Here is a 12725-nt window from a genome sequence, read left to right as displayed (position 1 = left end):
GTCCGTCACCCCGCTCTCGCTACTCATGTCTGCATTCTCACTCCCACACAGTCCACGACACGCTTACGCGGCCGCTTCGACCCGGTGTGGGACGCTCTCCTACCCAGCAGAAAACTGCTGCCGCGTCTTCGGTGGTGTGCTTGAGCCCCGCTACATTGTCGGCGCGGAACCACTAGACCAGTTGAGCTGTTACGCACTCTTTCAAGGGTGGCTGCTTCTGAGCCAACCTCCTGGCTGTCTATGCGACTCCACATCCTTTCCCACTTAGCACACGCTTCGGGACCTTAGACGACGATCTGGCTGTCTCCCTCTCGACGACGGAGCTTATCCCCCGCCGACTCACTGCCGGAATACACTTCACGGGTATTCGGAGTTTGGTTGCTGTTGGTACCCTGTACGGGCCCGCAACGCATCCAGTAGCTCTACCCCCCGGAAGCAATCAACCGACGCTGCACCTAAATGCATTTCGGAGAGAACCAGCTATCACGGAATTTGATTGGCCTTTCACCCCTAACCCCAAGTCATCCCCCCGGTTTTCAACCCAGGTGGGTTCGGTCCTCCACACGGTCCTACCCGCGCTTCAACCTGCTCAGGGCTAGATCATCCCGCTTCGGGTCCAGGACACGCGACTACAACGCCTTTTAAGACTCGCTTTCGCTACGCGTACACCACACGGCTTACGCTCGCCACATGCCACTGACTCGCAGACTCATTTTTCGATAGGCACGCCGTCACCCCACAAGAAGGCTCCGACGGATCGTAGGCGCACGGTTTCAGAGACTATTTCACTCCCCTCCCGGGGTACTTTTCACCTTTCCCTCACGGTACTCGTACACTATCGGTCAGACAGGAATATTTAGGCTTATGCAACGGTCTGCACGGATTCGCACGGGATTCCACGGGGCCCGTGCTACTTGGGACACGCGATCAGGAGACCATGCGCATACGGCTACGGGGCCATCACCCTCTACGGCCCGGTATCCAACCCGGTTCGCCTCACACATGGTTTTATCACTCCCGCCCGGCACGTCGGCACCGGGACACACGCTCCCACAACACCACGCACGCAACCCCCGACGGGTATCACACGCACGCGGTTTGGCCTGATCCGCTTTCGCTCGCCACTACTCACGGAATATCCTTTCCTGCAGGTACTGAGATGTTTCACTTCCCTGCGTACCCCCCGGCCGAAGCCGGTGACCGCCCATAACGACGGCCGTGTTCCCACATTCGGAGACCCTCGGATCGAAGCCCTGTTGGCGGCTCCCCGAGGAATATCGCTGCCTCAAACGTCCTTCATCGGTCCTGTCTGCCAAGGCATCCACCCTACGCCCTTGCAAGCAACCCACACCCAACAAGGATGCCGGCCGCCAGCACTGCCATAGCGAACTCCCAGACGACACATCAATACAACTAGAATGATCACAAAACGATCGACGAACACAAAAAAGTGCTCTTCGAAATCAACAGCAAGAAACAACAAAAGTTGTCACTTGCTCGCGTCCACTATCCAGTTCTCAAACCACCACCGCACACACGACCCGACCACCCGGCCAAACGACCGGACGACCACGCCGCGCGACGACGGACCCGCCCCCGCGAACAACCACGGGAAGTGGCGATCCGGGAACCCAAAAGCATGCCCGTACCACCGGCCACGACCAACGACGGCCACGACCACAAGCCAACGATCTCTTCCACACCAGCAACCCGGACCAACCGGAACATCCGGCCGCCGGGCCCACAACGACTCGCAAACACGAGCCTGAAATCTCCGTAGAAAGGAGGTGATCCAGCCGCACCTTCCGGTACGGCTACCTTGTTACGACTTAGTCCCAATCACGAGTCTCACCTTAGACGGCTCCATCCTTGCGGTTAGGCCACCGGCTTCGGGTGCTACCCACTTTCATGACTTGACGGGCGGTGTGTACAAGGCCCGGGAACGCATTCACCGCGACGTTGCTGATTCGCGATTACTAGCGACTCCGCCTTCATGGAGTCGGGTTGCAGACTCCAATCCGAACTGAGACCGGTTTTCAGGGATCCGCTCCAAGTCACCTTGTCGCATCCCGTTGTACCGGCCATTGTAGCATGCGTGAAGCCCTGGACGTAAGGGGCATGATGATCTGACGTCATCCCCACCTTCCTCCGAGTTAACCCCGGCGGTCCCCCGTGAGTTCCCATCACTGCATGCTGGCAACACGGGGCGAGGGTTGCGCTCGTTGCGGGACTTAACCCAACATCTCACGACACGAGCTGACGACGACCATGCACCACCTGTGAACCCGCCCCGAAGGGAAACGACATCTCTGCCGTCGCCGGGAACATGTCAAGCCCAGGTAAGGTTCTTCGCGTTGCATCGAATTAATCCGCATGCTCCGCCGCTTGTGCGGGCCCCCGTCAATTTCTTTGAGTTTTAGCCTTGCGGCCGTACTCCCCAGGCGGGATGCTTAACGCGTTAGCTCCGACACGGGACCCGTGGAAAGGGCCCCACATCCAGCATCCACCGTTTACGGCGTGGACTACCAGGGTATCTAATCCTGTTCGCTCCCCACGCTTTCGCTCCTCAGCGTCAGTAACGGCCCAGAGACCTGCCTTCGCCATTGGTGTTCTTCCCGATATCTACACATTCCACCGTTACACCGGGAATTCCAGTCTCCCCTACCGCACTCCAGCCCGCCCGTACCCGGCGCAGATCCACCGTTAAGCGATGGACTTTCACACCAGACGCGACGAACCGCCTACGAGCTCTTTACGCCCAATAATTCCGGATAACGCTTGCACCCTACGTATTACCGCGGCTGCTGGCACGTAGTTAGCCGGTGCTTATTCGAAAGGTACACTCACTCTCGCTTGCTCCCAATCAAAGCGGTTTACAACCCGAAGGCCGTCATCCCGCACGCGGCGTCGCTGCATCAGGCTTGCGCCCATTGTGCAATATTCCCCACTGCTGCCTCCCGTAGGAGTCTGGGCCGTATCTCAGTCCCAATGTGGCCGGTCGCCCTCTCAGGCCGGCTACCCGTCATAGGCTCGGTGGGCCGTTACCCCGCCGACTACCTGATAGGACGCGACCCCATCCCATACCGATAAATCTTTCCCAACACGCCATGCAGCATGTCGGAGCATCCGGCATTACCACCCGTTTCCAGGAGCTATTCCGGTGTACAGGGCAGGTCGGTCACGCATTACTCACCCGTTCGCCACTCTCACCCAGGCCGAAACCCGGGATCCCGTTCGACTTGCATGTGTTAAGCACGCCGCCAGCGTTCATCCTGAGCCAGAATCGAACCCTCCACAAAAAAACATGCGAAAGAGCATCGACAGATGACTCTCAAAACAAAAAAGACGAGAACATCCTTAAGGAAGGACATTCACACAAAACCCCGCCGCAATTCAACCCAACCAAGGGAACCCACCCAAAACAGGCAGGCCTGCAACGGACTGGCAATCATTGACTATAAAGAAGTAGTACAAACACACTCTTGAGTTCTCAAACCACCACACACATCCGGACTGTGGAAACAATCATGAAGTTGAAGTTCCGCATCCGAACGGCAGCAAGAGAACAGAATAGTCATCCATGCGCATTTGCGCAAACACGAAGGCACGCTGAAGCGGAAAACCGCTGCAATCACACGGTCTTCTCGGCGTGTCGCAAACAGCCCCTCATCGGCCGTTCTGGTTTCAGGATACACCCGCGATCGGCTCCGGACGGTAGCCCGAAGGTAACGAACAGTCGAACAAGTAGAATGGCGGACATGACCGATGCCTCCAGTCCTCGTATCATCCCCCATACCAGCGCGCAGGATAGCCGCAACGGCGACGCGCACGCAACGCCTTCGAGCCGAACCACGGCCAAGGTGTCGCACGCTGCGGAACGCGACCATACCGACCACACCGGCCACACTGGCCACACCGATCGCATCACCGACCGCATCGGGGGCATCGCCCGATGGACGCTGGCGGTGGCGGCGTGCCTGTGGCTGGCGTGGTGCACGGCGGTCGGACCGCTGTATTGGGCCGATTCGTCGATTGCGCGGTTCGGATGGATGAATGCGGGCTATGGCATCGCCGCGTTCGTCATCTACCTCATCATCATCGTGTCGCTGGTGCGCAAGGCGAGACGTCAGCCGCTGCTCGGCTGGACGACCGAGCCGGACGGCACCCGTTCGCCGCTGCGGATGGTGCCACGAGCGCGGCGGCGCGGCCATGCCGATGCGATCGTCGACACCTCCGACACTGTCGACACCACTGGCACCTCCGACACCACCGACACCACCGACAAGCGCAGTCTCGCACCCATCGTTCGCATCACCCGCATCGGATGGCGGCGAACGCGTACCGCCGCGGGGCTCGCGCGTGCGTTCCTCGCGCGATGGATCGTACGCGCCACCGACAGACGCTGGAAGCTCACCGCGATTCTTCTGGTCGGATGGCTGTGGGCGCCGACGACGCTGTTCGCCGCGTTCGGCGCGGATCTGCGCAGTCAGGCGCGCGAGTTCAGCTGGGCATGGAACCAGTGGACCGGTCTGAAGCAGCCGTACATCGGGTTCTTCTCGTTCGCGCCGATGGACATCTACCCGACGGCGCACTACATGTGGCCGGCGGATCCGACGTATCTGACCGATCAGCACAACATCGTGCTGACGCTGTTCTACGGTGCGACGCTCGCTGCGTCCAGATACCTGACCGGTTCGAACGACTGGGGAACGATCACGCTCGCGGCCACGCAGTTCCTGTTCGCGGCGTGCGTGAGCGCCGCGACCATGCACCGCTTCCTGAACCTGCCATGGCTGGGGCGCGCGGATCGCACGGATTTCATGCATCCCGAGCGCGGCGGCGAACGGCTCATGCCGCGCCGGTTCGACCGTCCGGAGCGGGGCGTGCGTGCGGCGCTGCCGGCTCAGGCCGCGCACGCGCCGGTCCGCGTGGCGGTGCTGCTGTTCTTCCTCATCTGCCCGCTGACCGTGTTCTCGACGATCTCGCTGACCAAGTCGCCGCTGTTCGCGTTCGCGTTCCTGTGGGCCTTCGGCATCTGGTACGAGCTGTACGCGACGTCGGGCGACCGTCTGGCGGTGTCGCACGGCCGCGCTATCGGGCTGGACGAGGCGTCGGAGCGGAGCCACGGCATCGCGGGGATCCGTGCGAGGCTGTCAGGCAGACGGATCCGAAGTCGTGCACCCCGCCCGATCCGGCTCCCCCGCGGCTCGTTCGCGGCGTTCGTCGCGGCGAACACGGTGATGCTGATCTCGGCGAAATACGCGTGGTACGTGCTGCTCTTCGAGTTCGTGCTGGCACTGCTCGCGGATCGCCGCCGTTGGACGACGTACGTGGTCGCGCTGCTGCTGCCGACGATCCTCATCCACGGCGGCATCACGATGGCGATCAGGTCGGGGGCGATCATCGGGGGCGATCCGATCGAAAGCCGCGGCGTGCAGCTGCAGATGATCGCGCGCGTGGCGCAGCGTGACCCCGATTCGATCCCCGAATCGGCAAGGAAACAGCTCGCCCCCGTGTTCAACCTCGACCAGATGGCCGACGCGTACTTCCCGCAGGACGCCGATCCGGTCAAATCGTCCGGCATCCAGTCGAAGAAGGTCAGCTACCGCTGGCGTTCGGTCAAGCCGGAGGACATGGACGGGTTCAACAAGGCGTGGCTCGAGATCGTCAAAGCGAATCCGATCGTCTCGATCGACGCGCTGATGGCGAAATGCTACGGATACTTCGACATCGCGGACCAGCCGTACGTGTCGATGAGCTACTACGTGGACAGCGACTACGTGCAGGTCAATTCGACGTGGATCAAGTACTATCACCACAAGTGGCGTACGCAGGTGGCGAATTTCGCCGACTCGTGGAGCGCGATCCCGGTGCTCGGATGGGTCACGCACGGCAACTTCTACGTGATCATGACGCTGCTCATCGGTGCCGCCGAGGTGGTCCTGCGACGCTGGCGTGCGCTCGCCTGGCACCTGCCGCTGCTGCTGCTCATGGGCGTGATGATCACCGCCCCGGCGAACAACTTCGAACGCCATATGCTGCCCGTCGCGTTCTGCTTCGGCTTCCTCCTGCTCACGTTCTGGCGTGATTCGCGATGGAACCCACGTCCTAACAGGCATCGTCAACAGCGATGATGGTGCCTACAATCGTAGATATGGGTGATATGGATGGGAACGCCGAACGCCATTGCGGCATCGCGATACTTGACAACGATCCCTTCACCGCGCAGGGGTTGAGTGCCGTCATTGCGAGCGCGGATGGTCTGCGCGTAGCTTGGACGTCAACATCCGCCGAACAGACCGTGCAGCGGTGCCTGACTCCAGACACCAGACCGGATCTACTCCTGACAGACATGTCGCTCGGCAATGGGTGGAGCGGCGCGGACGTGTGTATGCGCATCCGCAGAAGACTCGGCACCATGCCGATTCTGGCGATCACCGCGTTCCCGGTCGGATACTACGCGCGCGACGCGGCGCTGGCCGGTGCGCAGGGAATCGTCTCCAAGGCGGACCGCGCCCAAATACTCAACGCTCTACGCACGGTGCTGCTGGGCGGCACATGGGGGGAGTTGTTCGACAACACGACGATTGCTCATATCCGAGTCACGCATCAGCCGGATCACAAGCTGCTGTCCGGCAAGGAAACCACTGTCATGAACCTGTTGTCCCGCGGGCTGGCGGTAGAGGACATCGCCGTGACGATGCAGGTGAGCGAATCGACGGTGAAGTCGTTCATCGCGCGGGCCAAGCGCAAACTGGGCGCTGGTTCGCTGCGCGAGGCCGTAGCGAAATGGACTGGAGAGTCCGATGCTTGAGAGGAACGCCGCGCGAGCGGCGCTTGCGGATCTCACGGAGACGATGCGACATCCGGTGCGCGAGCTACGCACACACCGGGCACGCCTAGCATTGGTCATCATCACGCTCATGCTCACCGCCGCGGATTGGTCCGTCAGACCTACCGTCGACGCCTATTCCATGATGATATCCATCCTGCACATGGCATCGATCGCACTGATCTGTCTGCTTCCCCGCCTTGGCGCATGCGGTATCCTCGCCGTGGAGATTGCCTGCTGCTTCGTGGATACCAGCGGCGGAGCCAGCCGCCTGTGGGGTACGTGCCTTGCCTCGGGCATCATCGTATACGTCGAAGGCACTATTGCGATGGCGGTCGCATGTTTTCTGGCCAATCTGCTGATGCAGCTATCACAGACCCGGCTCAATGAGGGGCCGCACGTACAGGGGCCCACCATGTCCGCCGGAGTTTTTCTGCTTTCCTGTGCAGTCATAGCCGAGATCACAGGCTATGGTCTGCGCCAGCGCAACGACATGGCACAGCACAAGGACTCAGCATACCGGCGGTCGATCCAGCAGCAGGAGGACAGCCACACGCTGTCGCTGCTGGAGTATGCCTCGCAGCTACATGATTCCGTGGCGGGGAGTCTGGCCAGCATCTCATTGACCGCGCAGCAGCACATAAGCGAACACCCCGACGTCGATGCCGCAACATGGAACCGCATCGATGAGGAGTCACGGCAGGCGCTCACGCAGGTACATCGCATCATCGACGCGATGTCCGAGGGGCAGCGGACGGACGCATCGCGTGGGAACGACAACGACCTGCCCGACGATCTACGAGCCCTATGCCACGACCATGACAGGGCACTTGCCGAACAAGGGTTGCATGGTCACGCGGAGCTGCACGACTTCGGTCTGACTGTGCACCCCGACATCGGGCGCGTGCGCATGCTGCGATCGTTGATTGACGAGCTGTATGCGAATATGGCGAAGTATGCGGTCGGGGACACGGACTATCAACTGTCTGTCACCTTGTGCGACGACTACATCGAGATCATGCAGACCAACGGGATCGCACCCATGACGCACCCGTCCCCTGGCAACAGGGGACTCACCGTCCATGCACGACGCATCGGTCAGGCTGGGGGAGACCTGTCCTACACAATACGCGACGCGCAATGGATCTGCTTCGTCCACCTACCCTTGGTCTAGACCATCCAATTCATCGTCAGGAGCAATACTGCGGCGGTATCCATGGAGGACAATGAACCAATGCGATAGGATATCCCACCAAATCGATGTTCCCGACGACTAGCCCCTCTCCCACGACCAATGAGCACAGGAATACGGGCACAAGCATCATGGATACCACGCCTTTCCACATCGAATGCATATTCATACGCACCTTCCATCTCTTAAATTGTTTCGGAGCTTTCGATATCACCATACGAGAAATCACGATTATCGAAGCGGTTATTGGACCAGCACGTCAACCTGAGGACTACGCATCTCCCTTCAGCGACAAATCATCCACCACTACAGGATGCATAATGGAGCTACCCTCAACGAAGTGGGGTATCAACCGAAAGGAAAACATCATGAAGCACAATTTGAGAAAGACCATCTGCGGAGCATTTCTCGCGGTGGGCGTGACAGTAGGCGGGGCGATGTTGCCCTCCGCAGCAATGGCGGTCGCGACAGTTTACGATCCATATGGGCGAGGCGAGTACACCCTTGAGTACGCCAAAGCCAATCCCGGCTTCAAAGCACAACATCAGCGTAAAGGATACGATGATCTTGGCTTTGGGGTATGGCGATACGGCAGGTGGGAAGCAAATGGAGTCCGCTCTTGGGCCGATGTAACGGGACTACATTCAGCGAATACCTTCACAGCCGCATTTGGCAGGGTTTCTTAGTCGTCGTCCAAACCCATATCGTTGATAATCCGAGGGCGGCAGAATACATCCATTCATCTGTCGCCCTTGTTTCTCACCCGATCATCATCAAAGGAGTCGAGATGGGGGCAATGCACAACCGTATCGGGCACAGGGCATTTGCAGCTGCTCTCGCTATGGTGCTGCCGATGGCCCTGTGCGCATGCGGGCAACAATCCTCCCCTGATGCGCAGCAGCAATTCAGCGGTCCATATGCCTCTGATTTCAGGCACAACTACGAGACGACAAGTAGCGAACTGGCCAAAGGCATCCTCAGAGACGGTAAAATCACCGATGCCGAGTTCGAGGAGTTCATAGACCGGTATACCTCGTGCATGAGCAGCCAGGGAGTGAACTGGTCCTATACCGATAACGGCGAGGAACTGCGAGGCGCTTCCGGTGATATGAGCCAAGAAGCCCTGACCAAGGCAACCGATGCATGCCATGCCCAAACCGGCTACATGGAGCTGGTACCGTTGTACCAATCCCTGCAATCCAATCCTGACAACCTCAGCCGGAATGAGCTAATGAAACTGTCTCTAGCGTGCCTGCAAAAACATGGATTGGCGGATCAGGGACTAACCGTGCAGGAATACGAGACCATCTACGATGACAACGACCGGTATATGGATATGTTCGGCAAGTACATGGAGCAATCGTCACCCGACTACCGGCATTTCCTCGCCTGCTCGCAGGATCCAGTGAACGCGCAGTAACGGGATTACGGCAACGGCGTCGATGAATCCGATCCTGACGTCCAACAGTGGTTCGCGTGCGAAGCCGACTAGAGACGTCATCCCCGAGATGACGTCTCGAAGTGTTTCCCCCAAAAACAGGATCTACAGTAGGAATAGGATCAACTGCGCAGGGGCAGGAGGAGGACGCGATGCATAGGACGAAGAAGCCGCGCGGCGGGGGTGCGCACACCGGCGTGGCCGTTTCGGTGTTCATCCTACTGGCGGCGATGCTGGTGTCCGTGGGGCTCGGAGCCGGTTTCCTGCTGACCCGATCGCGCATCCCGCAATCATTGGAATCCTCGACCTCCGCCGGCAGCATGAAGGTCGCCGCCTCGCAGTTCGACGACGCGCGATCCGTGCAACTGACGGTGACGCTCGGCACCTCCTCGACCATCGTCTCACCGGTGGCGGGCAGGGTGACCGCGTCGCATTGCGCGGCGAACGCCACCATCGCCTCGGGCGGCACGCCGATCAGCGTGGATGCGATACCGGTGCTCGCCCTGCATACCGTCACACCGCCGTACCGCACGCTGACCAGCGGCACGAAGGGACCCGACGCCCGCTCGCTGAACGACGCACTGCGCGCGCTCGGCTATGCGGCGCCGGATTCCGACTGGTTCACGTGGAACTCCATCACCGCCTACAACAAGCTGGCCGACAGCGTGGGGGCTAGGCGCATTACCAAGGAGGGCGGTTGGGCGATTGACCCGTCGTTCTTCATCTGGCTGCCGTCCGCGAGCGCGACCGTCGCCGAATGCCGGGTGTCCGTGGGCCAGCAGATCGCGCAGGGCGCGGAGCTGCTGGTCACCAGCGCGGCGCCGGTGAAGGCGACGTTGCCCGTGTCCGCGGCTGCTGCATCGTCGGGTGGCGCGTCGGGAGCCGCAGGCTCGGGTGTGACGTCCGGTGATCTCGTCTCGGGCGATCGTGTGCTGTCGATCGGGTCGACCACGGTGCCTGTTCCCACGGGGACCACGGAATTGACCGATCAGAGCGTGCTGTCGGCGATTACAGGCAGCACCGAGTATCGTCTGGCGAGTCTGGGAAGCGGCTCCGGACAGATGGGCTCGGGCGCCGGCACGGGCGGCTCCGGAGGTACGGGCGCATCGAGTGGTGGCAGCAGTGAGGGCGGCACCGTTCAGGTGTCGTATACGTGGCGGCTGGCGCAGCCGATCGAGGCGGTCACCGTGCCGCCGTCGTCGCTGTATCGGGCGTCGGGCGGCAAGGCGTGCGTGACCGTGTCAGGCAAGCCGACGCCGGTGTCGATCATCGCCTCGCAGCTCGGCAAGACGATGGTCGCGCCGGACGGGGTTGGCTCGTTCTCCTCGGTGGACGTCTCCCCCGCCTCCGACGAGCCTGCCGGGGGTGATTCCACGATGACGGGAATCGCCGATCAGGGCATCGTTCAGAGCGCCGATCAGGGTAAGCGCGTCGAGCTGCACGACGTGGGGCATACGTTCGATCCGTCGGGCGAGGACATGCTGTTCCGGCATCTGACGGTGACGCTGCTGCCGAAGCATGTGTATGCGCTCACCGGCCCGTCCGGGTCGGGCAAGTCGACACTGCTGTCGATCATCGCAGGATGGGTGACGCCGACGAGCGGCACGGTGGAGCGCATCGGCTGCTCGCGTGTGAACTGGGTGCTGCAGAATCCGCATGGCGTGGCGCGTCGGTCGGCCGTCGACCATGTGGCGTTGCCGTTCATCGCGCGCGGCGAGCGGCGTGCGGACGCGACCGCGCATGCGATGGAGCTGCTAGACGCGTTCGGATTGACGTCGTTGGCGGGAAAGCGGTTCCGTGACCTGTCCGGCGGCGAGGCGCAGCGGCTCATGCTGGCGCGAGGGGTGGCGAGCGGTGCCGATCTCATGCTGGTCGACGAGCCGACGGCGCAGCTTGATCTCAATACGGCGGCGACGGTCAACGAGCGGTTGCATGCGCTGTCGATGGGCGGGGCGATCGTCGTGGTCGCCACGCATGATCCGCGCACCCGTGACGCGTGCACCGATCTCATCGATCTGGGCGACTTCCAGTCGGATGATCGCGGCACCGAGCGTGGGACCGAGCGTGGGGAGGTGAGTTAGACGATGACCGATACGAACGGACGTCCACGCCCCGCCCGCATGCGACTGCGCGGCGTACTCGACGAGGCCGTGCGCAATCTCGCCTCCGGCACCTCGCACGCGTGCGCGATGGCCGTGACGCTCATCTGCCTGATGACGCTGTGCGTTCTGGCCGATCTGGCGTCGATCACCACGATCCAGCGGCGCGCCGACTCGTTCGTCGCCTCGGGCGGCTCCACGTACGTGATCACCTTCACCGGGCACATCGATGGGGCGGCGTGCGATCGCCTCTCCTCGCTCGACGGGGTCATCGCCTCCGGAGCGGTGCGCGCTGCGGCCGGCAAGCTCACGTTCGCGGCGCTGCCGTCCACGGGCGTGCCGACGTATGAGGCGACGACGGGGGCGACCGGCATATTCGCGAACAGCACCACCACCGCGCGCGACGCGGTGCGACCGAGCACGGGGGACGGCGTGTGGCTGTCGCAGGAGTCCGCGAAACCGCTTGGCGCGCGGCCCGGAGACCAGGTCACGCTGCGCGACGATCGCACGGTCGACGTCGCCGGCGTCTACGAATGGCCGGATGACGGGCGTCAGAGCGGCTACTCGTATGCGGCGATCATGCCGGTTGCAGCGTCGGACGACGAGCCGTTCGACCAGTGCTGGGTCAAGGCGTGGCCGGTGCCCGAGAACATCGAATCGCTGCTGCGCGTCACCACGGAGGGCGACGAGTCGGCCACGCAGGAACGGCCGACCGTCGCCCAGCTCAACACATCGCAGGGGCGCCCGTTCGATGCGATCGCGGCGTTCCGCGACCGGCTGACGGTGTGGTCGCCACTGGTGGCGGGCGTCGTCGCGCTGATGGTCGGATGGATCGCGGTGCATCTGCGTCGGCTGGAACTCGCGTCCGCATTGCACTGCGGCGTGCCGAAGAGCGCCATGGTCGTCGGCGTGCTCGTCGAGACGAGCGTGTGGACGCTGATCGCGATCGTCACGTGCATGCCGGTGTTGGCGTGGATGTGGTTGGAGAATACGGACGCGGACGCGATGGTGCTCACCGATACGCTGCTGCGCGTGCCGGTGGCGGTGTACGTCGGCGTGCTGGTCGGCGCGTTGGCGCGTGCGGGCACGATACGGGAGCGGCAGCTGTTCCGATACTTCAAGAACCGGTGAGGAGCGGCTGCCCCGAAGTCATTACACTGGTGG

At 61.9% G+C, this 12725-nt stretch carries 7 protein-coding genes and 2 rRNA genes; 7 read left to right on the top strand and 2 right to left on the bottom strand.

Annotation, left to right across the window (positions count from 1 at the left end; translation table 11 throughout):
• Positions 1–1348 (bottom strand): 23S ribosomal RNA (locus tag BCAL_RS13495); the annotation flags it as partial.
• 432 nt (positions 1349–1780) lie between these two features.
• Positions 1781–3299, bottom strand: a 16S ribosomal RNA gene (locus BCAL_RS03250).
• Positions 3300–3758: 459 nt separating this feature from the next.
• Here BCAL_RS03250 and BCAL_RS03245 point away from each other — a divergent pair.
• The 7 genes from BCAL_RS03245 (at position 3759) to BCAL_RS03215 (ending at position 12692) form a co-directional block, all read left to right on the top strand.
• The gene (locus tag BCAL_RS03245) at positions 3759–6134 is read left to right on the top strand and encodes a DUF6020 family protein (RefSeq protein ID WP_238549606.1); all 2376 of its coding nucleotides are present in this window, start codon (positions 3759–3761) and stop codon (positions 6132–6134) included.
• Positions 6135–6154: 20 nt separating this feature from the next.
• The gene (locus tag BCAL_RS03240) at positions 6155–6814 is read left to right on the top strand and encodes a response regulator transcription factor (RefSeq protein WP_160268286.1); all 660 of its coding nucleotides are present in this window, start codon (positions 6155–6157) and stop codon (positions 6812–6814) included.
• Positions 6815–6923: 109 nt separating this feature from the next.
• A complete protein-coding gene (locus BCAL_RS03235; protein WP_238549605.1) occupies positions 6924–8006 on the top strand; it encodes a sensor histidine kinase in 1083 nt (360 codons plus the stop codon).
• Between the two features lie 149 nt (positions 8007–8155).
• Positions 8156–8710, top strand: a complete 555-nt coding sequence (locus tag BCAL_RS13075) for a hypothetical protein (protein ID WP_156101954.1) — start codon at positions 8156–8158, stop codon at positions 8708–8710.
• Positions 8711–8811: 101 nt separating this feature from the next.
• Positions 8812–9444 (top strand): hypothetical protein, encoded by a 633-nt coding sequence (locus BCAL_RS03230; RefSeq protein ID WP_043165758.1) that lies wholly within the window; start codon positions 8812–8814, stop codon positions 9442–9444.
• Positions 9445–9614: 170 nt separating this feature from the next.
• Positions 9615–11543 (top strand): ATP-binding cassette domain-containing protein, encoded by a 1929-nt coding sequence (locus BCAL_RS13690; RefSeq protein ID WP_238549604.1) that lies wholly within the window; start codon positions 9615–9617, stop codon positions 11541–11543.
• Positions 11544–11546: 3 nt separating this feature from the next.
• Positions 11547–12692, top strand: coding sequence for a hypothetical protein (locus tag BCAL_RS03215; protein ID WP_043165762.1), 1146 nt, complete (start codon positions 11547–11549; stop codon positions 12690–12692).
• Positions 12693–12725: the final 33 nt, after the last annotated feature.

It is taken from the genome of Bifidobacterium callitrichos DSM 23973 (assembly GCF_000741175.1).
GTDB classification, from domain to species: domain Bacteria; phylum Actinomycetota; class Actinomycetes; order Actinomycetales; family Bifidobacteriaceae; genus Bifidobacterium; species Bifidobacterium callitrichos.
This window is presented reverse-complemented; position numbering and strand designations above follow the sequence as displayed.